This is a genomic window from Stenotrophomonas indicatrix, assembly GCF_002750975.1.
In the GTDB taxonomy this organism is placed as follows: domain Bacteria; phylum Pseudomonadota; class Gammaproteobacteria; order Xanthomonadales; family Xanthomonadaceae; genus Stenotrophomonas; species Stenotrophomonas indicatrix.
Genome location: NZ_PEJS01000001.1, coordinates 1,902,873 through 1,929,703 on the forward strand (window position 1 = coordinate 1,902,873; position 26,831 = coordinate 1,929,703).

Sequence of the window (26,831 nt, forward strand, 5' to 3'; positions counted from 1 at the left end):
TTGATCTTCGACAGCTTGGCTTGTACCAAACAACGTCAGCCAAGCCAACTGCCGCTAGCGGGCACGTGCTGTTAACGCTCCCGCATTATGCTGACCGTCTCATTGGACTTCCGCGAGGTGCACCCCTTGACCAAGCTGCATACCCTGATGATCGCCGGCTGCCTGTCTGCCTTCAGCCCATTGGCCCTGGCTGAAACCGTGAACCTGACCAACAGCGCCGACGGTGCCAACCGCGAGGCCGGCATTGCTGCGGTCAAGAAAAAACTCCACGACGCGTGTACCGATCGCAAGGGCTCGCCCGACGCAGCGTCGTTCGAAGTGGTCTTTGAGAAGACCAGCGACAACCCGAACGTACCCAAGCCGTATTACGTGGACGGCAAGATGAAGTGCGAGTTGCCGGGGTGAGAGCGCGATGTCAGCGGCGGTCGTGCCGCCATTACCCCGCGGCGGCTGCGTGCCGCCCGGGGGCCCGTGCCGGAATCCCTAGCGACGCAAGGCGTCGATGATCACGCCGGTGGCGATCTCCACCAGCAGGTATTCCGTATCCGACTGCCGCACCCACCGCTGACCGCGGCCGGGATCGCGCAGACGGTAATGCGCGTAGTCGTCCACCCAGTAGCGGCGGTCAACTTCGGCCCAGGGCAAGCGGTCACCGCGGCGCCATGCCTTTTTCTGCCAGCCCGGCGGCGGTGCGTCGCGGTTGTGGGGGCCGCCTGCGTGGGGCGGCGGTCCGTTGCCACGTGCATGGTGCGGCGGATCGGCCCAGGCGGGGACGGCCACCAGGGTGACTGCCGCACCCAGGGCAATGCCAAGCAAACGTCCGGTTTTCATGGGGATACTCCCGGTCCAGCCGCGGTATGCGGCGTTGTGACCCGGAATATAGGGCAGCACCTGTGAATGAATCCGTGCACCCCGATCGGACCCGATGGGCGCCCACAAACCCGCAGTCAGCAATGCGGCGCCCTCACCCTCGAATCCGGGTGGAAGTCAGGCCCAATCGGCGGCGCAGCAATCGCCTGAGTGTCGCAGAATCGCCCAAGCCCACCTGCGTGGCCACTTCTTCCACCGAAAGCCTGCCGCTTTCCAGCATCAGCCGCGCCCGGTTCAAGCGCACCGACTGGATGAGCTGCTGCGGCGGGCGCCATCATTGCCGGCGACATGTACAGCGTCTGCAGGCGCTGGGGACCCAATGGCCAGCTGTGGACGCTGCCGCAGTTCGTGGAAGCTGCAGGCTATTCCCATCTGCACCCCTGTGACCCGCTGACGCCGCAAGCGCATGGCCGGGCCTTGCGGACGCACGGTGCTTGTCCAGAACGCCCTTGTCAGCAGGCCGCGCTATCGATCATGCGCGATCACCCTGCGGTCGGCCGCAGTAGCGGGCGAATTCCTGAAGAAAGGCCTCTGCCGGCGCGCGATTGACCGGTTGTCTTACAGCACTGGCAATGGCCTCCGGCTCCATCTTCATGAAAGGAAAGCGCAGGAACAGTTCCTCGTTGAAGCGGGAACTGATGGTCGACAGCACAAGCCGGAGAGACGCGAGCATGTCGTCGCCGCGATGGGAGGCGTGCACCAGGGCGATGGGCTTTGCAACCACGAGGTCGCCCGATACCAGCCAATCCATGGCGTTCTTCAGGCCGCCGGGAATGCCTCTTGCGTACTCGGGGCTTGAAATCAGGATGCCATCGCTGGCTTCAATGCATTGCTTGAAGCGCACGACGCTGTCATGCAAGGGCAGATCTTCAAGGTCGGGAGAGAAAACGGGAAGTCCGCCGAGGTCGGCGCAGGCCGTCAGCGCGATATCCGGCGGCGCGATTTCTTCCAGCGCCCTCAGCAATGCGGTGTTGGTGGACAGCCGGCGTGCACTACCGGATATGGCAAGGATCTTCATCCTGGCACGCTACCACAGGCGCCTGTCGCCGCGCCCGGCGATGGCCTGCAGCACCTCCCCGCACTTGGCAAACCCCAGGTGATCGTCCAAAGTCCGCTGCTCATGCACGGATGCACGTAGCCCATGACACGACTGCTCATCATTGAAGACAACCCCGAGCTGGTTGCCAACCTTTACGCGTTCTTCGAGCCACTGGGCTACGTACTTGACGATGCACGGGATGGTGCCAGCGGCCTGCGCAGGGCAACGCAGCATGATTACGATGCCATCCTGCTGGACCTGATGCTGCCCCGCCTTGATGGCATGGCGCTGTGCCAGACACTCCGCGAGAAGTTCCAGAACCCGGTGCCGATCCTGATGCTGACCGCCCGTGATCCGGTGGAAGACCGCGTGCAGGGGCTCGCGCTGGGTGCGGATGATTACCTGGTCAAGCCCTTTTCCCTGAAGGAGCTGGACGCGCGCATCAAGGCGCTGGTCCGCCGCGCCCAGGGTCGGCAGGTGCAGAGTGTGCTGGCCTGGGCGGAGCTTCGGGTCGACACCCGTTCGCCACAGGCATGGCGCCAGGGCCAGGCCCTCAACCTGACACCGACCACGCACAAGCTGCTGATGTGCCTGATGCGGGCCGCGCCGGCGGTGGTGCGCAAGCAGGAGATGGAGTACCTGATATGGGGCGACGAGCCGCCGGAGAGCGGCGCACTACGTACGCATATCCATGAGCTGCGCCTTCAGGTGGACAGGCCGTTCGACCCTGCACTCATTGCTACCGTGCACAGTGTCGGCTGGCGCCTGGGCACGCCGGCGCCAGCACATGCGGAATAGTCGCCACCCATGAATGCCCGCTCGCTGAAGTCCCTCTATCGAAGCTTGACCCTGAGAACGCGCATCACCGTTGCGTTCGTGTTGCTGATGGCCGGTGCCATGGGCTTCATCGTACTGGTCGAACTGGTGGACTATGACGAAGTAAGGGCCTCCGTGGTTTCGATGAGCCAGGACCGGGAGGTCCGCAGGCTGCAGGTGGCCTTGGCCCAAGGCGTGCAACCGGACCTGCCGGAAGGCAGCCAGCTGTTTGATCCGCATACGGTTCCGCAGGTGCTGCGCCGGTACGGGCTGGGTTACCACGGTGAAGCCGCACCGAACGAATGGCACCTTCGGGTCTTCGAAAGCAGCGGGCAGCGCTACTACCTGCTGCAGCACGGTGATCACTACGCCTACCTCGAGCACCTGATCAACGCCTTTGCTGCGCTGGTGATCCTAACCTGCGTGCTCTGTGCGTTCTGGATTGGTCGCCGGACGTCGGCCCACGTCATCGCGCCCATTACGCGCCTGGCTGATGCCGTGCAGAACAAGCACAAGCCCTTTCCCTTCCAGGACGCGCGCGACGAGATCGGCGTTCTGGCGCGCGCCTTTGCCCAGCACAGCGACGAACTTGAGCAGTTCCTGCAGCGTGAACAGTGCTTCGCTGGCGACGCCAGCCATGAACTGCGCACACCACTGGCGATCATCGGTGGCGCCGCCGAAACGCTGCTGCACCAGCTGCCGGCCGACAGCCGGCTGCTGGCCAGTGCCGAGCGCATTGTGCGGACCACGCAGGAAATGCAGCGCCAGCTGACCTGCCTGCTGCTGCTTTCCCGCGACCCCAGGACGGTGCCACGCAGCAACCTCCTGCTGCGACCGGTGATCGAGGAATGCATGGCGCGATGCGTGCCGTGGCTGGCAGGAAAGCCGGTGCGGCTGACCCTTGATGCGGCGCAGGACGAGCAGCTGCTGACCAATGACGTGCTGGCACAGAGCGTGATCTGGAACCTGCTGCGCAATGCGTGCCAGTACACGGAGGAAGGCGAGGTACGGGTGGAACTGCGTGGCACCACGCTGCGGGTTGCCGATACCGGCCCGGGGCTGCCGTCCAGCATCGACGCGCAGCAGTTCCACCGCTTCGTGACCAGCGCCCGGCAGAGTGGCGAAGGTCTGGGCCTGTCCATCGTGCAGCGCGTGGTCGAGCATCTTGGCTGGCAGATGACGGTCGATACCTCGGTGCAAGGCTGCTGCTTCACCCTGCAGATGCGCCCAGCCGCAGCCGATACCTGACAGCTTCCTGACATTGCCCCTTCCACCCTTGCCGGATCTCTTCATGAAGGCAGGTACGAAATGCAGCCAGGGCAACCCAAGGGCAACGGCAAGTACGCGCACGGCAAGACCGGTCTGCGCCGCATCCTGCATACCGTGATCCATTCCCGCGACGGTTTCGTCGCGACATTCAAGGGTGAGGCCGCGTTCCGGCAGCTGCTGTTGCTGCATGGCGCGCTGGCAACCGTCGCGCTCCTGCTGGACGTCAGCCGCAGCGAGCGCGCCCTGATGCTGATGGTCTGCTTCGTCAGCCTGCTGGTGGAGCTGCTCAACTCGGCCATCGAAGCGGTGGTGGATCGCATCTCTCTGGAACACCATCCACTTTCCAAGAACGCCAAGGACATGGGCAGCGCCGCACAGAGCACGGCCCTGCTGATGGTGGCTACGGTGTGGGCCGTGGTCCTGTTGGGATGAGCAACGAACCTGACAACTTCCTGATGAACGCGTCCAGATACTGCGCGCACTTCTGGCTCAGCGGATTCTGCACGTGCGTTCATGCTTCAGGTCTGTCCCGCAACATCCGATCATGCTTGTCTGGTGCACGGCATTGTTCTTCACCACGCTGGGAAACATCGCTCTCTGGAAGACGCTCTGGTCTCTCATCGACATCCATGATCTGCGCAGCGCTTTGTTCTTCTGCAGCCTTCCGGTGCTGCTGCTGTGCCTGTTCAATCTGCTGTTCACGCCCATCGGCATGCTTCCCTATGTGCGCAAACCGGTGCTGGCGTTGCTGGTTTTCGTCAGCGCCGCGTGCACCTACTTCATGCTGCATTACAACGTACTGATCGACCGCGACATGGTGCAGAACGCACTGGAGACCAACCAGGCTGAAATGACCTCCTACCTGTCGCTGCCGTTGCTGTTGACGGTGCTGCTGCTGGGCGCGCTGCCCACATGCGTTCTGCTGATCATGCGCAGTGGAAACAGCGGGCGCCCTTTGCGGGCGGCGCTGGTGTGGTTGGGGAACGTGCTGGCGACGCTGATGGTGCTGGCAGCGGTAAGCCTGGCGTTCTACAAGGAGTATTCGTCGCTGCTCCGCAACAACCGCTACATCCGCGAGCAGGTGCTGCCGATGAACGTCCTTCGTCACACCTATGGCTACCTCCGGAGCAGCTACAGCGCCAAGGCACAGCCGCTGCGCACGATCGGCGAAGACGCCGCGCGCGCGCCCGGCGAGCGCCCACGCCTGGTCATCCTGGTGGCCGGCGAGACGGCACGTGCAAAGAACTTCCAGCTCAACGGCTATCCGCGCCCAACCAACCCGCAATTGTCACGCAAGGACGGCGTCATCAGCTTCCGGGACGTTGCATCCTGCGGCACATCAACGGCGGTGTCACTGCCGTGCATGTTCTCGCAGATGCCGCGGTCGCAGTACGAGGGCGTCGCTGCGGCATCGGAAGAGAACGTGCTGGACATCCTGCAGCGCACCGGCGCCAGCGTGCTCTGGCGCGACAACAACAACGGTGGCTGCAAGGGCGTGTGCAACCGCATTCCCACCGACGACATGCCGCCGCTGAAGGTGCCTGGGTTGTGCGTGAACAAGGACGGCACCTGCCATGACGAGATCCTGCTGCACCAGCTGGACACGCGCATCGCGGCCATGCAGGGTGATGGTCTGATCGTGCTGCACCAGCTGGGCAGCCATGGCCCCACCTACTTTGAACGCTATCCCGCCGACTCCAGGGCATTCAGCCCTACCTGCGACAGCAACCAGATACAGAAGTGCAGCAACGAAGCGCTGACCAACACCTACGACAATACGCTGGTCTATACCGACCGGCTGCTGGGCAAGGCCATCGACCTGCTGCAGACCTATTCGGAGCAGCGTGACGTTGCACTGATCTATGTCTCCGATCACGGCGAGTCGCTTGGCGAGCGCGGCCTGTATCTGCACGGAACGCCCTACTTCATAGCGCCACGCGAGCAGACCCAGGTGCCGATGGTGATGTGGTTCTCCCCGGGCTTTGCAACCCATGCCCGCCTTGATCTGGCCTGCCTGCGCCATGCTGCGGGCACCGGATCCTACAGCCACGACAATCTCTTCCATTCCCTGCTGGGACTGTTCGCTATCAGCAGCGGTATCTACCAGCCGGGACTGGATGTGTTCGCGGGCTGCCGCATTCCCTAGCGTGCTGGCCGGTCACAGCGTCTCTGCCAACCGCAGTACATCCATGGGAAACGCGGCGTAATCGTCGAGCGGGGCGCTGTGGCTCTCCCGCCGTTGAATCTGCCTTACCGCCACCACGCCCTTGTCGGGAACAATGACCAGGTGCTGGCCGAGATAGCCGTTGGCGGCGTATGCCGCTACCGGCCCTCGGTCGATGTCGAAGATGTCGCCGAGCTTCAGTCCACGCCCAGTGATTTCCGCAGCGTAGCGCTGTGGCCAGCTGGGTCCCAGCCGTTCGGCCAGGAAGCTGATCAGCGCTAACTTGCTGTCAAATACCTGGCCGTCGGCGGCCAGCAGCGCGTCCAGCATCACGGCATCCATGCTGCGAGCGCTCAGAAGCGTGGCTGCACCGGCCTTCAATCGGTAGTGCTCCCATGCGGGGATGCGCCACCACAACAGGCCGACGTCGGGGGAACGCGCGCTTTCGGCGGTCATCAACGCTACCGAGCGTTCGCTCAGCAACCGCTTGCCGCCCGGGGTGACGCCGCCGTCCAGCATCAATCGTCCGATCGCTGCAAGATCAACCGCCGACAGCGACAGCCCGGCCATGCCCATGGGCGTCCCGGCCTGGTCCTTCATCCATGCATGGGCGGTGATGCCAAGCGGCTTGAACAACCGTTCGTCCAGATAGACATCCAGTGGCTTGCCGGCAAGCCGCTGCACGATGTCCGGCAGAAGATTGGTCGCCTTGTTGTTGTAGGCGAAGGTGGTGCCTGGATCGCTGGACACCTCGGCCGCCAGCGCCAGCTTCACCAGATCCGGCGCGCCCTCCAGTTCCACCCCCGCGTTGGCCGCGTTCTGCAGGCCGGAGGTGTGGTCCATCAACATCCGGATCGTGATGTCACGCTTCCTGCCCTGGCGCCATTCCGGGTACACCGTGCTGACCGGTTCGTCGATGGATGCGAGCTTGCCGTCATCGAGCAGCAGCCCGATGGCCAGGGCGACGACGGACTTGGTCGCCGACATCAGGTGGATGCGGTCTTCACCGGCTGCCGGCGCGATCCGCAGCAGCACCCCGCGCCCGCTTTCAATGTAGACCGCGTCGGAATGCGCGTTGCGGGCATTCCGCTCTATCGCTGCCAAGGCATCAGGCGTGTTGGCTGCGGCCGCAAACGGGCGTAGCGCCAGGAAGAACAGGCAGGCAAGCAGAGGTGCTCTCATGGCAGGATCCTTCAATGGACACAGAGATAATGACTACATTTGTAGTCAATCTGCAGTGCATGAAGTCATGCTTCATCCATCACCCTCCTCCAAGTGCTTGCCGCAGCGTTGGCAACTGGCGGCGGCTGCACGGTACCCGTGCACCATCGGCCATGTGCAGCAGGGCTTCACCGCCATCGGCAGGTTCGATCGAGCGCAGATGACGCCGGTTGATGAGCCAACTGCGGTGGCAGCGCAGGAAAACGGAAGGATCAAGGCGCTCCTCCAGTGCGGCCATCGTCATGCGCAGCGGATAGTCACATCCGCGCACGCGCAGGTTCACATAGTTGCCGGAGGCCTGGGCGTACTCCACCTCCTCGGTGGCCACCAGGAATTCCTTGCCCAACTTGCGCACCAGGAAATTCTGGGGCCGTTGAACAGGCTCGACTGGCGGACCATCTTCCGGCGCTGCCAACAGATGGGCTTCGCCCTGACGACGGCGGCCGAACCAGCTCAGGAAATGCTCCAGCGCCACGAAACTGAAGAAGACCCGCACGTCCTTCAGGTACTCATACAGCAGCCGTGACGCCCAGCTGGAGCCATCCACATACGTTGTACCAAGCCCAAGGTAGGTGACCTTGCGCAACGCCATCATGCCCAGCACATGCAGCAACGACCATCCCATGCTGGCCAGCAGGTACAGCGGCAGGCGCCGCTTCCAGGTGTCGATGTGCAGGGGCCAGCGCCTGCAGCCCCACCACAGCATCGGCAGGCAGGCCAGGATCACACCGACGCTGCTCAGCTCCCAGACCAGCGGTTCCCACAGCGCAAGTACATCGCCACGGCGCTGTGCGTCCATGACTTCCACCACGGCATTGGCCACGGCCACCACCAGCAGGATCCCTGCCCACATCAGCAGACGGGAGGCCAGGGGCAAGCGTGGGGAGGAAGGGACAGGCATGGGGTGGTGGTCACACAGAACGGCGCATAACGCGACAAGGTGGCAATTCTAGCCGCGCCATCCGTCCCACGAACCCCGCCATTGGTCACTTTCCGGCAGCGGGCCATCCCTTCGCCGCTGGCGCTGCCGGCCACGTGCCGCACATTGGCCCGATCTTGCCTCCACCAGAACCATCATGACGCGCCGCCACGATATCGATGCTCTTCGCATCATCGCCTTCGCCCTGCTGATCCTCTACCACACCGCCATGGCGTACGTGGGCGAATGGGGCTTTCATCTCAAGGGCAACTTCACGACCGACGCACTTCAATGGCCCATGCGCCTGCTCAACGGCTGGCGCATGTCACTGTTGTTTCTGATTTCCGGGGTGGCCATTGCGCTGACACGAAACCGACTGCAACGCGGTCGCTTCATTCTGAAGAGGACATGGAGGCTGTTGCTGCCACTCGCCTTTGGCATGTTCGTGGTCGTGCCCATCCAGCCGTACTGCGAGGGTGTGAGCAGAGGCATGGTCGCGCCCGGATTCTGGGAATTCCTGCTGCGCTACTGGCAGGTGCGCCCATGGCCGGAAGGCAGTTTCGCCGGTGATCGCTTCGGCATCACCTGGAACCATCTGTGGTACCTGGCCTATCTCTGGGTGTATACGACGATTCTGGCCATCGCCCTGCCGGTGCTGGATTCGGCGCCATTGCGATCGGCCAGCCGGCAGTTTGCCAACGCCCCGGGCTGGATGCTGACCGGGCTTCCGGCGCTGCTGTTGCTGCTGTGGCTGGGGTGGCTCGCCCCGTCGTACCCTGCCACCAACACCCTGGTGGACGATGTCCATCAACATGCCAAGTATGGGACGGTGTTCCTTGCCGGTTACCTGCTCGGCCGTGAGCCGCGCTTCTGGGAACGGGTCGAGGCGCTTCGCTGGGCAACACTGGCCACGGTACTGGGTGCTGTTGCGTGGTACCTGTTCCTGGAAGCGCTCGGGCGCTGGTTGCCTCCGGCATCGCCACTGCGCCAGTGGCCGGAACCTTTCTGGCGCCTGCAGTCGCAGTACTGCGAGGTGGTGTACTCGTGGGGAATGCTGCTGACCCTGCTCGGATGGGGCAAGCACTGTCTGGATCGCCCCTTCCCTTGGCTGCCGTACTGCACGGAGGCCATCTACCCTTGGTATGTCCTGCATCAGAGCCTGATGATCGCCGTGTTGTTCTGGCTGAAGCCGATGCAGCTTGGGCCTTGGATGGAGCCGGCGCTGGTGCTGCTCGGCACGGTAGGCGGTTGCCTGCTGCTGCACGAACTGCTGATCCGACGTTCCCGCTGGCTGCGGCCCCTGTTTGGACTGAAATCGAGCGTGCACTGAATGCCTGGCGGGGCCATGGCGAAAGCCGGATGGCCTTGAGGCGTCGACTCAATGTTCCCGGGGAGTCTTTCGGTCCACCAGCCACCCGGCGGCTATTTGATCTTCAACTCCGGCAGAAGAGGATCAACATCAACCAGTTCCAGTGACTTGACCATGTGCAGCGTCCCGCTTTTGTACTTGAGGAAATGCGAGCTCTTCACATGCTGTTCGTAAGCCTGTCGGCTCGCATAGATTTCAAGGATTGTCAGCCGGGTCGGATCTTCCTTGTCAAAGACCGCATACAACGACAGCACGCCGGGTTCCAGCTCCATTGAAGCGCGAACCTCCTCAGCCAAGGCGTCTCGATAGGCGGGCAGATGGTCTGCATTGACGGTGATCTTCGAGAGCCTTGTCATCTGTACCTCCTGCGCTCCAACACTGAAGGGTCCTGCCAGCATGCTGATCAACGTGCCGATGATCATCTTTTTCATTCAATCCTCCAATTTTTCATTCAATCCTCCAATGCGCGGGCCATGCGACGGAATCTCCCGTCTGAACATCATTCGTGCCGAACGTCCAGCTGGCATTGAATACCGACACGAACACGCTCCGCGGCCTCCAGGCCGAAGCGCGCTTCGAGAACAGCAGCCAGCGCGTACAGCTGCTCTGGGCGCAGCCCTATGTTCATGCTGATGCCAATGTGAGACTGCAACTGCGGCTCCACCCCGGACATGGCAGCCAGCATGCTGACCGTGGCCAACTCGCGGATTTGCCAATCAAGGTTGTCGCGCTCGAAGATGTCGCCAAACAGATGCGTACGCAGGTACTCATTTGCCTGGGGTGCGAAATCGAACAAAGGCCCTGAGACCGGGCCGCCAGCCAGCCTGGTCTGATTGGCCGTGCCTGCGGCGAGCAGTGCGTCTCCTTTGGGGATCGGCCTGCCCGGCTCGCGGCCAGCTTCATCCTGGATGCCCCGCTGCCTGCGTGCCTGCGCCACCCTCATCAGTTCGCTCAACGCGTTCAGGCTCCGTGGGAAACCTGCATAGGCATAGACCTGCACGAGGATCTCGCGCACCACTGCCACGCTCAGCCCCGCGTCCAGACCTTGATTCAACGCCTGATCAAGGGCACTCATGTTGCCCGCCGCTGCGCAGGCGCTGATTGGAATGATGGCTTGCTGGTGGGCATCCAGCCCGGTGACAGAGAACCGGCTGTACTTGCTGTTCATAGCTGCTCCTTCGTGTGCAGGGGACGTAGCCAGACGTCTACTCGAACTCGATCCGCGCTTCCACTGGTCCCTCCGCGCGAAGCGCCTGTAAGTCCCCCTGGATGCGGCCCAACCGCACCAAACCCTTCGAGTAACGGAACGGCCTGTGGAAGAGCGCCAGATTTCCCCACGGCGCGTAGAAGGCGATATCGCCGGCCACTGGCGTGAACCCATCCGGTTCGCCGGCGATGCTGAGACCGTACGGGAGCTGCGCGATCTTCTCCGTAGCTGCATGGTCCTCAAGCTGCAGCGTAATCGGCAACTGTGCGGCGAATTCGCGTGCAGGGACGCTGTCCTCCAGCGTGGCCGACAACGTCTGGTTGTTGATGATCAGTCGAACCTTCACTGAGGGCACCTCCGGGTTGGATGCGTTTTTCATGGGCGCGACGGTGTGATGCTTCTGCTCGGCAGAGCATGCGGACACCGCCGCGAAGGCAAGGCAAAGCGAAAGCAGCTGCCCAATGATCCTTGTCGCGCGCCTCATCAGCCTCATGCCTCTACGGCGACCGCCGAGCCGGATGCGGACGCAGCATCGGCGGCCGTGACATAGGCGAGCAATGCCGCGAACAGCAGCAAGCCCGCACTGGCCAGGAATGTGCAGGCGAAACCAACACTGTCCAACAGCACGCCGCCAAGGCTGGAACCCAGCGCGATCGAGCACTGCACCACCGCTACCATCAGCCCGCCGCCCGCTTCAGCGTTGTTGGTGAACGTGCGTGCCAGCCAGCTCCACCAACCCACCGGCGCAGCCGTGGCCAGCAGCCCCCATACCGAAAACAGTACGGCCGTCGGCCAGAGTTGAGGGCCCAGCGCCACGAGCGCCGCGGCAATCACCGCCATCAGGATCGGGACGGCCACCAGTGTGCGATAAAGACCACGCCTGATGAATGCCCCGATCGCGAGCGTGCCGACAACGCCGCTTGCACCAATGGCCAGCAGCACCAGCGGAACGGCGGATTCCCCTGCACCCGTGACCTTTTCCAGGAACGGGCGCACATAGGTGAACAAGGCAAACTGCCCCATGAAGAAGATGCCGCACGCCGCCATTCCCAACATCACCACCCGCCGCCGCAACAGGGCCAGCACCCCGCCCCGGGATTGCCGTCGTTCTGCGGCCATGGAAGGAAGACACAGCCACTGCCATGCAAGCGCGATGGCGGCCACAGGCAGGAGGCACAGGAATGTCCCACGCCATCCGATCACGCCGCCAAGGTAGCTGCCCAAGGGGGCAGCCACTACCGTTGCCAGCGCGTTGCCGCCATTGAAGATTGCCAGTGCTCGCGGCACCTGCGCTGCTGGCACCAGCCGCATGGCCGTGGCCGCAGACAAGGACCAGAAGCCACCGATCACCACGCCGATCAATGCCCGGCCCATCATGTAGATCGGGTAGCTGGGAGCCAATGCCACCACCACGCCGGATACCGCCATCAATGCGGTGAGCGTCAGCAGCACTGTCTTCCGGTTGATGCTCCCGGCCAAGCGGGAGATCGACAGGCTGGTCAGCACGGCGAAGGCACCAGAGATGGCAATCCCATACCCGGCCAGCCCTTCGCTCACGCCAAGGTCAGCCGCCAAGGGCGTAAGCAGGCTCACCGGCATGAATTCAGAGGCGATCAGTGCGAACACGCACAGCGTCATTGCCAGCACCCCGCCCCAGTTGGCCCGGTCGGCCGTCGCGTCGTTGCTGCTCATTTCCCAGCCAGGCCTTGCTGGAAGAACGTCGCCAACCTTGCGAAGGGAATCAGGTCGGTGCGGTCATACAGGTCTACATGACCGGCATCCTTCACCCAGTAGAGCTCCTTCGGCTGCCCCGCCCTGCGGTACGCGTCCTCGCTGAACTCACGCGAGTGGGCGTGGTCGCCAGAGATGAACAGCATCGGTCTGGGCGAGATGGTCTCGATATCGTTGAAGGGGTAGAAATTGACGAACTTGACCAAGCTGCTGAACAGCGGCTGGGTGGTCAAGTCGCTGCGCTCGCCTTCGGCAGTGTAAGCGCCACGCGACGTGCGGTAGAAATCAAAGAACTCGCGCTGCACTTCGGACGCATCGGCCTCGAGCTTGTTCACGGTGCCAGGTACATGGACTGCCGGCCCACCGTTGAACTCGACCAGACGCTGGTCCGTTGCGGCCTTGATCATCTGTCTGCGCTGCTCCAGCGATTGCGCGTGGTTCAGCCCTTGGCGCGCGGCGGCCCCCATGTCATACATGCTGACCGTAGCGATTGCCTTGATGCGCGGGTCGATCTTGGCTGCGCTGATCACGAAACTGCCACTGCCACAGATACCCAGGCCACCAATCCGCTGCGGATCCACGAACGACTGCGTGCTCAGGAAGTCAACCGCCGCGCTGACGTCGTCCGAATAGATTTCAGGCGACACCAGGTGCCGCGGGGTACCCGCGCTCTCTCCCCAGAAGGAAAGATCGATCGCCAACGTAACGAAACCCTGCTCAGCCAGCTTCTGCGCATACAGCTGTGAGCTCTGCTCCTTCACCGCGCCCATCGGGTGTCCGACCACCACGGCGGGTGCGCGGCCGCCATGCGTCAGGGCCTGAGGCCGGTACAGCGTCCCGACCACTTCCATCTGGTACTGGTTGCGGAAGCTGACGCGCTCGCCTTTTACGCTGGCGCTTCTGTAGAAATTGTCGGCGCCGGCGGTTCGTGTGGCCGCCGGCGCCTCAGCGGACAAGGCCGACTGCGGAACGAAATGGCTGGCGATCAGTGCCAGCAGTAGCGTGGAGGGTTTCATGTGCGGACGGCCTCAGTGGGGACTCAGGTCGCCACGATAGGCGCCGCCCGCTACCGCGATAAGCCAGCTGAAAGTTGATGCATTATTGAGTTGCGCTCACAATTGGCCCATGAACGGCGTGAAGACCAATGATCTGCAAGCCTTCCTGGTAGTGGCACAGGAGCAGAGCTTCACCAGGGCAGCTGTACGCCTCGGTGTTACGCCCTCAGCGCTCAGCCATTCCATGCGGCTGCTGGAAGATCGCCTGGGGATCCGCCTGCTGGCCCGGACCACGCGCAACGTCTCCCTGACCGAGGCGGGCGAGCGCCTGATGCGCTCCGTTGCACCGCATTTCGAGGCCATCGTCGCCAGCGTCGAGGCACTGGGGGATCTGCGCGACCGCCCGGCCGGAACTCTTCGTATCTCCTGTACGGACGATTCCATGGAGACCATCGTCCGCCCTCGCCTTGCCGGGTTCCTCGCCGAGTATCCGGACATCACACTTGAGTTCTACGTCGATTACGGCTTCACCAATGTGGTTGAACAGCGCTTCGACGCCGGCATCCGGCTGGGTGAGGCGCTCAGCAAGGACATGATCGCGGTCAGGGTCGGACCGGATTGGCGCCTGGTGGTGGTTGGATCCCCCGACTACTTCGAGAGGCACGCCAAGCCAAGGAAGCCTGCCGATATCACGCAACATCGCTGCGTGCACATCCGGCATCGCCCGAACGGCGCCATCTATGCATGGGAGTTCGAAGAGAAGGGCAAGGAATTCACCGTGCGCGGTGATGGGCCACTGGTGTTCAACAGCATGATCCACGTCATCAATGCCGCACTGGATGGACTGGGCCTGGCGTATGCGCCCGAGCCGATGGTGGCCGACCACATTGCCGAGGGGCGGCTGGTTGCCGTGCTGGACAAGTGGTGCTTGCCTTTCCCCGGTTATCACCTGTATTACCCGAACCGTCGGCAGCCCTCGCCGGCATTTTCGGCGCTGGTGGCCTGGCTGAGGCGAGATGCCTGAGGTCCGGGGCGACACCAGGGCCGACAAGATCAGCGCGGCCCGCATTGCCCACGCCGGCTGAACGCCTCAGGTACTTCAGCGCACGAAAACACCCGGTCGATCACCGGCTTGATACCCAGTAGGACGCTCAGGACAGATGCCGGCTAGATGTGAAACGCCGGACCGGCCGACAAGGTCGCCGAACTCACCCTGACACGGAACGCAATGAGCAGGCTCGCGATGAGCATCACCGCCGCAGCAACGGTGAGCACGGCAACAATGCCCCCGAACCCGAACACCAGGCCGCCCAAAGCGGCACCCGCAGCGATGGAAGACTGCACAGCAGCGACCACCATCCCACCGGCACTCTCGGCCTGATCGGGCATCGCACGTGCAACCCAGCTCGACCAGGCAACGGGCACGCCACCAAAGGCCAGGCCCCAGAGCGCGACCAGGACCGACAGCCCGCCAACGCCCACCGGCAACAGGAGCATGCCCAGCGCGGCTGCGCCAACCAAGGCGGGCATGATCACCAACGTGACTTTCAAGCTGCGCTCCATGAGCCAGCCGGCCAGCAGGGTGCCAACGAAATTCGCCACACCGAATCCCAGCAGAATCAGCGCCAGGCCATCCGCGCTCATCTGCCCCAGGCTCTCCAGCGTTGGGCGGATGTACGTAAAGAGCGAGTACTGACCGGTGTGCGCCAGAACGCAGCCCAGCATGCCGACCGCAACGCCTGGCCGGCGCAGGAGCCCCACCACCGACTCTGGGACTGCCGCCTTGCGCGGGGCCATTCGGGGCAGCGTGAACCACTGGAACGCGAACGTGAGTCCACCTACCGCCGTCGCAGCCCAGAAGGCGCTGCGCCAGCCCAGCAGACCACCGAGATAGCTCCCCAAAGGAACGGAAACCACGGTGCCGACCGCAATGCCGCTGAAGATTATGGAAAGCGCGCGAGGCACGCGCTGCGGCGGCACCAACCGCATGGCCACGGCTGCTGCCATGCTCCAGGAACCGCCCAGCGCGATGCCCAGAAGGACGCGCATCACCAGCAGGAGGCCCATGCTGGACGACAATGCCACCAGGGCGTTGGAGAGAATCATCAGACCAGTGAAACTCAACAGCACCAAGCGCCGGTCTATCGAACGGGTCAGCCGCGGCACCAGCAGGCCAGCGAACAGGGCCACTACAGCGGTGACCGTCACTGCTTGACCAGCCAGCGCCTCCGACACCCCCAGGTCCGCCGCCATCGGCGTCAGCAGGCTGGCAGGCAGATATTCGGCCGTGAGCAGCCCGAAGACACCCATGGCCAGCGAAAACACCGCTACCCATGCCGACGAAGAAGATTCCCCGCTACTCCAGGCCACAGAATCAGGTGCGTCTGCGGCATCAGCTACGTCATTACTCATCAAAGATCCCAGTGCAATCGTGCAGCCGAGAGTCTAGGGAGCTACATCCGGATGATCTATGATTGCCTGACCTGTATTTTTGATCGAAACCCCGGGTCGTCTCATGAGCCACGCTCCATCCCAGCCCACCGACCTGATCAGCGAGCTGCTGACCGGCATGCGGCTGCATGGCGTTCAATACCGACGCATTCAGACCGGGCCGACCTTTGGGCTTGGATTTTCTCCGAAGCCAGGCCATGCCTACTTCCATTACCTGGCAGTGGGCACTGCCATTCTTCGTGGCGCGGACGGTAGCCAACACCGCCTATCTGCCGGGGATGTCGTGCTTCTTCCCCGCGGAGAAGGACACGCGTTGCTGTCGGGCGACGACCACCCCGTCCAGTGCCTGGAAACGATAGACGCAGCTCCGCTGGGTGACGCGGTGAGCGGCATAGACACGTGCCCGAGCACGCACGCCGTGCCGAGCGCAGTGCTCTTCCACGGCTGCATGGTGTTCGATCTGGGCGGCATGCAAGGGTTGAGCAAGGTGATGCCGGCGGTAATGTTGGCCGATGGCAACGGCACGCAGTTCCCTGGGCTGTTGCCCATGGTCGACGCGATGAAGCGCGAGGTCTGCTCCGGACGTATCGGATATGCAGGAATACTCTCCCGGCTGGCGGATGCAGTGGCCGCCATGATCGTTCGTGACTGGGTCGAGCGCGGTTGCGACGGCGCATCCGGCCTGGTCATGGCCATGCGCGACCCGCGTCTATCGCTGTCGTTGCTTGCCCTGCACAGAGACCCCGGGCGTGACTGGACCGTCGAAGCGCTGGCCGCAGAATCCAACATCTCACGCTCTGTCTTTGCAGATCGGTTCCAGACCGTTATTGGAACCGCACCCCTGCGGTACGTGACTGAGCTGCGGATGCAATTGGCAAGTCAATGGCTGACCCACCAGAGCCTACCGATCGAGGTAGTGGCAGAGCGCCTCGGCTACGCGTCGCAGGCCGCTTTCAGTCGCGCCTACAAGCGCGTCATCGGGCACTCGCCTGGGGCGACCCGGCGCGGGCGCGCCTTGGCCTCAACATAGAAAGAAGTGCGCCGAGCAGGCTCGGCATCCATCGTAGTCGAGGAGCGCGATGGATGGCGCGTTGCCGGCCAGCGGCCGGCACTACCCTTGCCTTGCTGACTGCGGGTCGCCTCAGGATCAGACCGCATTGAGCGGCGACCACGCCAACCGGGCCCGGCCTTCACAGTTACCACGGCCCCTGCAATGCAACCATGCAGGACGCGCCCTGCCCCCATCGGTAACCTATGCCCCACCTTCGTCGTCTTTTTGGCCGCTGGCTGCGCCTGCGTCGTCGTGTGCGTTGGCGCTGGCGTGAGCACCAGGCCTCGGCCCCGGCCATCGAGGCCACCGAGGGCCCACTGCGTGCCGCGCTGTACAACGTTGAACAGATGGAGGAGTACGGCCGCGCACTTGCGCGACAGCATCGCGTGCGGTTGCGACCCAGCCCGGAGCGCCTGCTCGAACGACTGCAGGCCAACGAGCGCGTGCTGGAAGACGCCAACACGCTGCTGAGCAGCGTGGTGCGCGAACAGCGGCCGGTCACCCCGGCGGGGGAATGGCTGCTCGACAACTACTACCTGGTCGAAGAACAGATCCAGACCGCGCGACGCCACCTGCCGCGCGGCTACAGCCGCCAGCTTCCTTCACTTGCCTCCGGCCCATCGGCCGGGTTGCCACGGGTGTATGAGCTGTCGATGCAGGCGATCGCGCACGGTGACGGCCGCATTGACGCCGATACGCTGGGCCGCTTCATCGCCTCGTACCAGTCGCTCGCGCCGCTGAGCCTGGGCGAACTGTGGGCCGTTCCGATCATGCTGCGCCTGGCGCTGCTGGAGAACCTGCGGCGCATGGCCGCGCGGGTGATGCGCGATGGGACCGACCGCCGCCTGGCTGCGCAGTGGGCCGACCAGCTCAATCGCGCGGCGTCCGACACCCCTACCGATGTGGTCCTGGTGGTTGCCGACATGGCGCGATCCGCGCCGCCGCTGACCGGCGCGTTCATCGCCGAGCTGACGCGCTCGCTGCAGGGGCGCGGCGGCGCGTGGGCCATGCCCATCGCGTGGCTGGAACAGTGGGCGGCAGCGGCTGGGCAGCGCATCGACGAACTGGTTGCCGCCGAGGGGCAGCAGCAGGCGGCCGACCAGGTCTCCATCGGCAACAGCATCGGCAGCCTGCGTTTCCTCTCCACCATGGATTGGCGCACCTTTGTCGAAGACATGAGTGTGGTCGAGCAGCGGCTGCGGGAAGACCCCATGGGCGTCTATGCGCAGATGGATTTCGGCACCCGCGATGCCTACCGCCACGTGGTGGAGAAGATTGCCCGCGGCAGCCGCATCGCCGAAGAGCGCGTTGCGACCATCGCCCTGGACCTGGCACGGGCGGCTACGCCGGCGGACGGCCCACGCACGCACGTGGGCTACTGGCTGGTCGGCGAAGGCCTGCAGACCACTGTTGCGGCGGTGGCCGAGGCAGCACCGCGCCACCGCAAGGCACGGCGACTGGCGCATCGCGTGCCGCTTGCGCTGTACCTGCTGCCGATCGGCCTGCTGGCGGTGCTGGCGACCAGCGGCCTGCTGGCAACCGGCAGCGGCTCGGTACCTGTCTGGCTGGCCGCGCTGCTCGGGCTGCTGGTATTCAGTGAACTCGGCATCGTGCTGGTGAACTGGACCGCGACGGTGCTGGTCGCCCCCAGGCCGCTTCCCAAGCTTGATTTCAGCGAAGGCATTCCTGCCGCGTGCGCCACCGTGGTCGCGGTCCCCTCGATGCTGTCCAGCGTCGACGGCATCGACGTTCTGGTCGAAGCGCTGGAGGTGCGTTTCCTGGCCAACCGCGATCCCCAGCTGCGCTTCGTGTTGTTGACGGATTTTCTCGACGCGCCAGCAGCACAGGCGCCGATGGACGACGCTCTGCTTGCGCACGCCGTGGCACGGATCGAGGAACTGAACCATCGTTACGCGCCCGAGCGCGGCGACCGCTTCTACCTGCTGCACCGGCCCAGGCAATGGAACCCGGGCGAAGGTGTGTGGATGGGCCACGAGCGCAAGCGCGGCAAGCTGGCCGCGCTCAATGCCCTGCTCCGCCAAGGCGATGCGGCGGCGTTCATGCGCATCGTCGGAGACGCGGCGGCCCTGATCGGCGTCCGTTACGTCATCACGCTGGACTCGGACACGCAGCTTCCGCGGGATGCGGCACGCGCGTTCGTCGCCACCTTGGCGCACCCGCTCAACCGCCCGCGCTTCGATCCGCAGCTGCAACGCGTGGTGGAGGGCTACGGCATCCTGCAGCCCAGCGTCGGCACCAGCCTGGGCAGGCGCCGCACCTCGCGTTTTGCCAGGATGTTCGGCAGCGAGCCCGGCATCGATCCGTACACGCGCATGGTTTCCGACGTCTACCAGGACCTGTTCGACGAAGGCTCGTTCGTGGGCAAGGGCATCTATGACGTCGACGCCTTCGAGCATGCGCTGGAGGGCCGCCTGCCCGAGAACCGCATCCTCAGCCACGATCTGCTGGAAGGCTGCTATGCACGCGCAGGCCTGGTCAGTGATGTGCGCCTGTACGAGGACTATCCCGAGCGCTACGCCGCCGACGCCAAGCGCCGTGCGCGCTGGATCCGTGGCGACTGGCAGCTGCTGCCGTGGTTGTTGCCGTGGACACCGCGCCCGGGCCCGGGTTGGGAACGCAACCGGCTCAGCCTGCTCTCGCGCGGCAAGTTGCTGGACAACCTGCGCCGGAGCGTGGTGCCGATCGCTGCCCTTGCGTTGTTGGTAGCCGGTTGGCTGTATGCGCGAAACCCTGCTGCGTGGACCGCGTGGGTGCTGGCGCTGTGGTTCGCGCCGCCGCTGATAGGCATGCTGCGTGATGGCCTGAGCGTTCCGGAAGACACGCCGCTGGAAGCGCATTACATCAAGGTCGGGCGCGGTACGTTGCAGTCGTTGCTGCGCGCATCCACCCAGATTGCGTGCCTGCCCTACGAAGCACTGCTGGCCAGTGACGCCGTGCTGCGCACGCTCTGGCGCATGGCCGTCACACGCCGTCACCTGCTGCAATGGAATCCCTCCAGCGAAGTCGAGCGCCGCCTTGGCAGCGACCGTGGCGCGGAATGGCGGGTGATGGCGCCGGCCTCGCTGCTGGCGCTCGCGCTGGTGGCTGTGGTGGCCGGCGTGCGTCCGCAGGCATTGCCGATCGCCCTGCCGCTGCTGTTGGCATGGACCTTTGCGCCGGCATTGATGGCGTGGCTGGGCCGCCCGCCGGCGGCAAGCGTGGCCGAGTTGTCGGTCACGCAACGGGCGTTCCTGGGCCGGCTGGCGCGGCGCACCTGGTCCTTCTTCCAGGCCTGGGTGCGCGAGCAGGACCATTGGCTGCCGCCGGACAACATCCAGGAGCATCCTGCGCTGGTGGTCGCGCGGCGGACCTCGCCGACCAACATCGGCCTGTCCCTGCTGGCGAATCTGTCTGCGTGGGATTTCGGCTATCTGCAGCAGGGCGCGGTGGCTGAACGTACCGCCCGCACGTTCGATACGCTGGACCAGCTGCCGCGCCATCGCGGCCACTTCCTGAACTGGTACGACACCGAAACCCTGGCGCCGCTGCCGCCGCGCTACGTCTCCACCGTCGACAGCGGCAACCTTGCCGGCCACCTGCTTACCCTGCGCCAAGGCCTGCTCGCGCTGGTGGACGCGCCGGTGCTGGCGCCGCACACGTTCGATGGCCTGGCCGATACGCTGGGTGTTCTGGAAGAGGAGCGGCAGCGTCATCGCGCCGACGATGCGTCGCTGGTCGAGGCGCTCAATCATCTTCGCCAGCGTCTGGCGTCTACGCGTGTCGACCGCCCCGTCGGGACGGCGCAGTCGCTGGCCCGTCTGCAGGAACTGGCCGGTCGGGCCGACGCCGTGCTGCTGCAATGGCCGGCACCGGCCTCGCCCGAGGACGGTGAGCTGCATTGGCCGGCCCTGTTCGCCGCCGAATGCCATGCCGCCCATGCCTCGCTTGCCGATATCCCTGCCGATGCCAACGTGGCCGTCGATGCACCGGTGCCAAGCCTGCGTCAGTTGGCCGCCCTGCCCGGCACGGCCGGCGCGGACGCGCGCGCGCGCATCGAGCAGCTGCAGGACCTGGCGCACCGCGCCGGGCAGTTCTCGCTGATGGAATACGGGTTCCTGTTCTACCGTACCCGCAACCTGCTTTCGATCGGCTACAACGTAGACGACCACCGCCTCGACAACAGCTTCTACGACCTGCTGGCTTCCGAAGCGCGGCTGGGCGCGTTCGTTGCCATTGCGCAGGGCCAGCTGGCACAGGAAAGCTGGTTTGCGCTCGGCCGCATGCTCACCGAGGTCAACGGTACGCCGACACTGCTGTCATGGAGTGGCTCGATGTTCGAGTACCTCATGCCGCAGCTGGTGATGCCCAGCTATCCGGACACGTTGCTGGACCAGACCGCACGGCACGCGGTCGAGGCGCAGATCGTCTACGGGCGTACGCTGAACCTGCCATGGGGCGTGTCCGAGTCCGGCTACAACGCCGTCGATGCCCGCCTGAACTACCAGTACCGGGCGTTCGGCGTGCCCGGACTGGGTCTCAAGCGCGGCCTTGGGCAGGATCGGGTCATCGCGCCCTATGCCAGCATGATGGCACTGATGGTGGCGCCGGAAGCGGCCTGCCAGAACCTCCAGGCGCTGCAAGAACTGGGCTTCTGCGGGCGTTTCGGCATGTACGAGGCGATCGACTACACGCCCACCCGGGTGCCGCCGGGACAGGATCACGTCCTGTTGCGTTCGTTCATGGCCCACCATCAGGGCATGGGCCTGCTGTCGCTGGATTACCTGTTGCGCGACCAGCCGATGCAGCGCCGCTTCCTTGCCGATGTCGAGTTCCAGGCCACCTTGCTGCTGCTGCAGGAACGCATCCCGCGCGTGGGCGTGTTCCATCCCCATGAGGTCGAAGCGCTTGGCGAGCACTCGGCACTGGCCGAGCACGAGACGTCCCTGCGCGTCCTGCGCGACCCGGGTGGCCCGCGCCCGGAAGTGCAGCTGCTGTCCAACGGTCGCTACCACGGCATGCTGACCCATGCCGGCGGCGGCTACAGCCGCCACGGCGACCTGTCGCTTACCCGCTGGCGCGAGGACGGCACCACCGATGCATGGGGCACGTTCTGCTATCTGCGCGACGTGGACAGCGGCGAGTTCTGGTCTGCCGCCTACCAGCCCACCTGCGTGGCAGTGGACAATTACGAGGCGATCTTCTCTGACGCCAAGGCGGAATTCCGCGGTGTGCGCCGCGGCTGCGAGAGCCACCTGCAGGTCGCCATCTCCGCCGAGGACGACATCGAGCTCAGGCGCCTGCGCCTGACCAACCGCAGCCGTCGCCCGCGCACGGTGGAGATCACCACCTATGCCGAAGTGGTGCTGGCACCCGCCGCGGCCGACGATGCGCACCCGGCCTTCAGCAACCTCTTCGTGCAGAGCGAGATCCTGGCCGCCAAGCAGGCGGTGCTGTGCACGCGCCGGCCACGTTCGAACGATGAGGTGCCGCCGTGGATGTTCCATCTGGTGGCGGTGCACGATGCGGAGGTGGTGGCGATCTCCTACGAAACCGACCGTGCGCGCTTCCTGGGCCGTGGCAACACGCCGCGGACGCCGCAGGCATTGACCGCCGATGCCGACCTGTCAGGCACCGATGGCTCGGTGCTGGACCCGATCGTGGCCATCCGCGTCCGCGTGGTGCTTGAGCCCGAGCAGACCGTACAGCTGGACATGGTGTATGGCATCGGCGCCAGTCGCGGCGGTTGCGAAGCACTGGTGGACAAATACCGTGATCGCCGCCTGGCCGACCGCGTCTTCGACCTGGCCTGGACACACAGCCAGGTGGTGCGCCGGCAGATCAACGCAAGCCAGGCCGAGGCATCGCTGTACGAGCGCCTGGCCAGCCACGTGCTGTATGCCGGTCCGCTGCTGCGCGCCGGTGCAGGCGTCCTGCAGCAGAACCAGCGAGGACAATCCGGGCTGTGGGGCCATGCCATCTCCGGTGACCTGCCCATCGTGCTGCTGAAGGTCACCGACGCGGACAACGTGGAACTGGTCCGGCAACTGGTGCAGGCGCATGCCTACTGGCGCCAGAAGGGTCTCAACACCGACCTGGTCATCTGGAACGACAGCAAGGCCGGCTATCGGCAGGAGCTGCAGGACCAGATTCTGGGGATGGTGGCCGCCAGTTCGGAGACCGGCCTGCTCGACCGCCCCGGCGGTATTTTCGTGCGGCCGGTGCAGAACATGACCCACGAGGACCGCATTCTGTTGCAGGCGGTGGCACGGGCGGTCATCAGCGACGAAGACGGTACGTTGGTCGCGCAGGTGGGGCGTCAGCCGTTGCCTCCGCGACGGATCCCGGCCCTGGTGCCGCAGGCGCTGCAGCAGGAGCTGGCCCTGTCGATGGAGGCGACGCCCGGGCCGCCCATCGTTGCCGACCTGGGCCCGGAGCCCGGACTGCCGCCGAGCGCCGAGCACGACGAAGAAGTGGACGACCCGTGGCCTTTCCTTCCCTACCGCGGCACCGGCCGATTCGACAACGGCACCGGCAGTTTCAGCGAGGACGGCCGCGAGTACGTCGTGGTGGTACGCGAAGGCGCGCCGACGCCGGCGCCATGGGCCAACGTGATCGCCAACGCCCGCCTGGGCACGGTCGTCAGCGAGAGTGCACCGGGCTACACATGGTTCGAGAATGCACACGAATTCCGCCTGACGCCCTGGCTCAATGACCCGGTGTCGGACACTGGCGGCGAAGCCTTCTACGTGCGCGACGAGGACACCGGTCGTGTCTGGTCGCCGATGCCGCTGCCGCGCCGTGGCACCGGCGCGTACCGTACGCGCCATGGCTTCGGCTACACGGTCTACGAGCATGTAGAAGACGGCATCGCCAGCGAGTTGTGGGTCTTCGTCGACGTCGCCGCGCCGCTGAAGTTCTCGGTCCTGCGGCTGCACAACCTGTCGGGCCGGCCACGGCGGTTGTCGGCCATCGGCTACGTTGAATGGGTGATGGGTGACCTGCGCGCGAAGTCGCGCATGCACGTACTCACCGAGCGTGACCCGCAGAGTGGCGCGCTGCTGGCGCGCAACACCTACAGCACCGACTTCGGCGGCCGGATGGCCTTCTTCGACACCGATGCCGATGGCTGCGGCTGGACCTGTGACCGACTGGAGTTCATCGGCCGCAACGGCAGCCTGCACGCACCGGCGGCGTTGCGTCGCGAGCGCCTGGATTCACGGCTGGGTGCGGGCCTGGATCCCTGCGCGGCGATCCAGGTGCCGTTGCTGCTGGCTGCAGGCGACCGCAGCGAAACGACGTTCCGCCTTGGCGCCGGGCGCAACCGCAAGGAAACGCTGGCGTTGGCGCGAAGCCGCCAGGGCGCCCATGAGGCCATCGACGCGCTGGACGCCGTGCGCATCCACTGGCGCAACGTGCTGGCCACGGTGCAGGTGCGCACGCCAGACCCGGCGCTGGACGCACTGGCCAACGGCTGGCTGGTCTACCAGACGCTCGGCTGCCGCTACCTGGCACGCAGTGGCTACTATCAATCAGGCGGTGCGTTCGGTTTCCGCGACCAGCTGCAGGATGCACTCGCCCTTGTACACACTCGCCCGGACCTGACCCGCGAGCACCTGCTGCTATGCGCTGCACACCAGTTCACCGAAGGCGATGTGATGCACTGGTGGCATCCTCCGCAGGGTCGCGGCGTGCGCACCCGCTGTTCGGACGATTACCTCTGGCTGCCGCAGGGTGCATGCCGCTACCTGGAGGTTACCGGCGACGCCAGCGTGCTGGACGAAGTGGTCGGCTACATCGAGGGGCGCGCGGTGACACCCGAAGAGGAAGGGTATTACGACATGCCCACGCCTTCGACGCAGCGCGGCACGCTGTATGCGCACTGCGTGCTCGCGCTCGAGCGCGGTTGCCGCTTGCTCGGCGAGCGCGGCCTGCCACTGATGGGCAGCGGGGATTGGAACGACGGCATGAACCGCGTCGGCGACCAGCAGCGCGGTGAAAGCGTGTGGCTCGGCTTCTTCCTGCATGACACGCTCCGCCGCTTCATCGGGCTGGCCAACGCGCATGGCGATGCGCCGCGTGCAGAGTGGTGCCAACAGCAGGCCGAAAGCCTGCGCCAGAACCTGGAACAGCATGCCTGGGACGGGGCATGGTATCGCCGCGCCTGGTTCGACAACGGCGCGCCATTGGGCTCGTCACAGAACGAAGAATGCCGCATCGATTCGATTTCGCAGAGCTGGTCGGTGCTGTCAGGCGTCGCCGCGCCTGAACGTGCCTCGCAAGCGCTGGATTCGCTGTACACGCACCTGGTGCGAAAGGACGCCAAGCTGATCCAGCTGCTCGATCCACCCTTCGACCAGACCCCGGAAGACCCCGGCTACATTCGTGGCTACGTACCGGGCGTGCGCGAGAATGGCGGCCAGTACACCCACGCGGCCGTGTGGGCGGCCATGGCATTCGCACAGCAGGGCGATGCGGTGCGTGCCTGGGAGCTGGCCGGCATGATCAACCCGCTCAGTCACACGCTGGACCCGGAGGCGATCCAGACCTACCGCGTCGAGCCCTATGTGCTGGCAGCCGACGTCTACGCCGTGCCTCCGCACGTCGGGCGAGGCGGCTGGACGTGGTACACCGGCTCGGCCGGTTGGATGTATCGCCTGCTGGTCGAATCGCTGCTGGGCATACGTCGGCAGGGCGATCGTCTTTCGTTGGCACCGTGCCTGCCCGATCACTGGCCGTCATTCGAACTGAGCTACCGCTTCGGCCGCAGCTTCTACGAGTTCGTGGTGACCCGCACTGCGCAGGACCAGCCCACGCTGCACGTGGATGGCGTGCTGCAGCCGGACCTCACCGTCCTGCTGCGCGACGACGGCCATCACTACCGCGTCGCGCTTGATCTGGGTGCGGCCCCGGGATGAACGTGCGCCCTGAAATACAGGTGCAGCTTGATGCCCTGGCCGAGATGCTGGTGCACTGGTTGGCGCGGTCGCGCCATCCAGCGCAGTTCTGGCCGCAGTTTGAAACCCTGGCTGCGGAGATTCTGGACCAATGCCAGCACGCAGAAAGGGGCCAGGCGCACGCGTGCATCCAGGCCATGCTCAAAGGCCACGCGCTGGAGCTTCCATCCTGGTACGAGCGTGATGACAGCCTGCCGCCGGGGACGCCAGGAGAGTGATGGCCAGCGCGCTGCGTTACGATGCCGGGCTCAACTGACCAGAGATACGCGTGCCCGTCTCCACTCGCCTGTTGCTTGCCATCGCAGCTTCCCTGCTGCCGCTTTCCGGGACGATCGCAGCACCGTCCACCCAGCCCGCCTCCACCGCCCCGGCCAGCAGCTGCCAGGACGACGCGTCCCGCTGCCCCGCATGGATGCCCTCACAGGCCGAGATGCGCAATACCATCGCCGACCACTTCTGCGAGCTGGCTGAGCAAGGGCGCATCCAGCCTCGGGTAAAGCCGTTGGTCCGCGCCGAATCCTCGCCACTGAACTGTGGTGCGCTGGGAGAGCAGGCCGGTTCGAACTTTGTCTGCGGCGGTGAAATGCGCTTCATCGGCAAGGGCGGCGAAATGGACACCATCACGTTCAGTCCCACGCTTCGTCGCGAGGAGGATGGGCGCATCGCGTTCTACGTGGGCAATGACGAGGAAGGTGAACAGGTGTGGCGGGTGCCCGCCCCGCGGGCCACCTCAGCGACATGCGCGGGGCGCTGAGCGCTGAGCGCGGCACATCTG

At 65.0% G+C, this 26,831-nt stretch carries 21 protein-coding genes and 1 pseudogene; 11 read left to right on the top strand and 11 right to left on the bottom strand.

Going from position 1 to position 26,831, the window contains the following annotated elements:
* The first annotated feature begins 126 nt into the window (after positions 1 to 126).
* Entirely contained in the window at positions 127 to 405 is a 279-nt protein-coding gene (locus tag CR918_RS08785; RefSeq protein WP_033832140.1) for a hypothetical protein, read from the top strand.
* A 78-nt stretch (positions 406 to 483) separates the two neighbouring features.
* Here the strand turns inward: CR918_RS08785 and CR918_RS08790 are convergent, their stop codons facing one another.
* The 3 genes and pseudogenes from CR918_RS08790 to CR918_RS08800 all read right to left on the bottom strand — a co-directional run bounded on the left by CR918_RS08790 (position 484) and on the right by CR918_RS08800 (position 1,888).
* Complete coding sequence (locus CR918_RS08790) at positions 484 to 831, bottom strand: RcnB family protein (RefSeq protein ID WP_099784082.1); 348 nt, start codon at positions 829 to 831, stop codon at positions 484 to 486.
* 133 nt (positions 832 to 964) lie between these two features.
* Positions 965 to 1,126: pseudogene (locus tag CR918_RS21405) on the bottom strand (helix-turn-helix domain-containing protein); the annotation flags it as partial.
* A 216-nt stretch (positions 1,127 to 1,342) separates the two neighbouring features.
* Positions 1,343 to 1,888, bottom strand: coding sequence for an NADPH-dependent FMN reductase (locus CR918_RS08800; protein WP_099842492.1), 546 nt, complete (start codon positions 1,886 to 1,888; stop codon positions 1,343 to 1,345).
* 123 nt (positions 1,889 to 2,011) lie between these two features.
* Here CR918_RS08800 and CR918_RS08805 point away from each other — a divergent pair, with 123 nt between their 5' ends.
* From CR918_RS08805 to CR918_RS08820, 4 genes are all read left to right on the top strand, one after another.
* Positions 2,012 to 2,707, top strand: a complete 696-nt coding sequence (locus CR918_RS08805) for a response regulator transcription factor (RefSeq protein ID WP_099842493.1) — start codon at positions 2,012 to 2,014, stop codon at positions 2,705 to 2,707.
* A 9-nt stretch (positions 2,708 to 2,716) separates the two neighbouring features.
* Positions 2,717 to 3,973 carry a sensor histidine kinase gene (locus tag CR918_RS08810; protein WP_099842494.1) on the top strand — a complete coding sequence of 419 codons (1,257 nt, stop codon included), beginning with the start codon at positions 2,717 to 2,719 and terminating at the stop codon, positions 3,971 to 3,973.
* A gap of 60 nt (positions 3,974 to 4,033) precedes the next feature.
* Positions 4,034 to 4,426: a diacylglycerol kinase gene (locus CR918_RS08815; RefSeq protein ID WP_099842495.1), complete on the top strand. Its 393-nt coding sequence runs from the start codon at positions 4,034 to 4,036 to the stop codon at positions 4,424 to 4,426.
* Between the two features lie 112 nt (positions 4,427 to 4,538).
* Positions 4,539 to 6,140: a phosphoethanolamine transferase gene (locus CR918_RS08820; protein ID WP_099842496.1), complete on the top strand. Its 1,602-nt coding sequence runs from the start codon at positions 4,539 to 4,541 to the stop codon at positions 6,138 to 6,140.
* A 12-nt stretch (positions 6,141 to 6,152) separates the two neighbouring features.
* Here CR918_RS08820 and CR918_RS08825 read toward each other — a convergent pair whose 3' ends face one another.
* Positions 6,153 to 7,340, bottom strand: coding sequence for a serine hydrolase domain-containing protein (locus tag CR918_RS08825; RefSeq protein ID WP_099842497.1), 1,188 nt, complete (start codon positions 7,338 to 7,340; stop codon positions 6,153 to 6,155).
* Positions 7,341 to 7,419: 79 nt separating this feature from the next.
* Positions 7,420 to 8,232 (bottom strand): LytTR family DNA-binding domain-containing protein, encoded by an 813-nt coding sequence (locus CR918_RS08830; RefSeq protein ID WP_238379071.1) that lies wholly within the window; start codon positions 8,230 to 8,232, stop codon positions 7,420 to 7,422.
* A gap of 223 nt (positions 8,233 to 8,455) precedes the next feature.
* Here CR918_RS08830 and CR918_RS08835 point away from each other — a divergent pair, with 223 nt between their 5' ends.
* On the top strand, positions 8,456 to 9,628 hold the full coding sequence (locus tag CR918_RS08835; protein ID WP_099842499.1) for an acyltransferase family protein: 1,173 nt from the start codon (positions 8,456 to 8,458) through the stop codon (positions 9,626 to 9,628).
* 92 nt (positions 9,629 to 9,720) lie between these two features.
* Here CR918_RS08835 and CR918_RS08840 read toward each other — a convergent pair whose 3' ends face one another.
* The 5 genes from CR918_RS08840 to CR918_RS08860 form a co-directional block, all read right to left on the bottom strand.
* Positions 9,721 to 10,098 carry a putative quinol monooxygenase gene (locus CR918_RS08840; RefSeq protein ID WP_088099979.1) on the bottom strand — a complete coding sequence of 126 codons (378 nt, stop codon included), beginning with the start codon at positions 10,096 to 10,098 and terminating at the stop codon, positions 9,721 to 9,723.
* A gap of 68 nt (positions 10,099 to 10,166) precedes the next feature.
* Positions 10,167 to 10,835, bottom strand: coding sequence for a carboxymuconolactone decarboxylase family protein (locus tag CR918_RS08845; RefSeq protein WP_099842500.1), 669 nt, complete (start codon positions 10,833 to 10,835; stop codon positions 10,167 to 10,169).
* A 37-nt stretch (positions 10,836 to 10,872) separates the two neighbouring features.
* Complete coding sequence (locus CR918_RS08850) at positions 10,873 to 11,358, bottom strand: cyclophilin-like fold protein (protein WP_207759523.1); 486 nt, start codon at positions 11,356 to 11,358, stop codon at positions 10,873 to 10,875.
* Positions 11,359 to 11,363: 5 nt separating this feature from the next.
* On the bottom strand, positions 11,364 to 12,566 hold the full coding sequence (locus CR918_RS08855) for an MFS transporter (protein WP_099842501.1): 1,203 nt from the start codon (positions 12,564 to 12,566) through the stop codon (positions 11,364 to 11,366).
* A complete protein-coding gene (locus CR918_RS08860; protein ID WP_099842502.1) occupies positions 12,563 to 13,621 on the bottom strand; it encodes an alpha/beta hydrolase in 1,059 nt (352 codons plus the stop codon). Before CR918_RS08860 ends, CR918_RS08855 begins: the two co-directional genes overlap by 4 nt.
* Positions 13,622 to 13,730: 109 nt before the next feature.
* On the opposite strand from CR918_RS08860, the gene CR918_RS08865 reads away from it, so the two are divergent.
* A complete protein-coding gene (locus tag CR918_RS08865; RefSeq protein WP_099842503.1) occupies positions 13,731 to 14,624 on the top strand; it encodes a LysR family transcriptional regulator in 894 nt (297 codons plus the stop codon).
* 143 nt (positions 14,625 to 14,767) lie between these two features.
* Here the strand turns inward: CR918_RS08865 and CR918_RS08870 are convergent, their stop codons facing one another.
* A complete protein-coding gene (locus tag CR918_RS08870) occupies positions 14,768 to 16,012 on the bottom strand; it encodes an MFS transporter (protein ID WP_133119678.1) in 1,245 nt (414 codons plus the stop codon).
* Between the two features lie 103 nt (positions 16,013 to 16,115).
* On the opposite strand from CR918_RS08870, the gene CR918_RS08875 reads away from it, so the two are divergent.
* From CR918_RS08875 to CR918_RS08890, 4 genes are all read left to right on the top strand, one after another.
* Complete coding sequence (locus tag CR918_RS08875; RefSeq protein ID WP_080148914.1) at positions 16,116 to 17,081, top strand: AraC family transcriptional regulator; 966 nt, start codon at positions 16,116 to 16,118, stop codon at positions 17,079 to 17,081.
* A 224-nt stretch (positions 17,082 to 17,305) separates the two neighbouring features.
* The gene (locus tag CR918_RS08880; RefSeq protein WP_099842505.1) at positions 17,306 to 26,017 is read left to right on the top strand and encodes a glycoside hydrolase family 94 protein; all 8,712 of its coding nucleotides are present in this window, start codon (positions 17,306 to 17,308) and stop codon (positions 26,015 to 26,017) included.
* Positions 26,014 to 26,274, top strand: a complete 261-nt coding sequence (locus tag CR918_RS08885) for a hypothetical protein (protein ID WP_099842506.1) — start codon at positions 26,014 to 26,016, stop codon at positions 26,272 to 26,274. The genes CR918_RS08880 and CR918_RS08885 overlap by 4 nt, the downstream gene beginning before the upstream one ends.
* A 50-nt stretch (positions 26,275 to 26,324) precedes the next feature.
* The gene (locus CR918_RS08890) at positions 26,325 to 26,810 is read left to right on the top strand and encodes a hypothetical protein (protein ID WP_243379029.1); all 486 of its coding nucleotides are present in this window, start codon (positions 26,325 to 26,327) and stop codon (positions 26,808 to 26,810) included.
* Positions 26,811 to 26,831 lie beyond the last annotated feature (21 nt).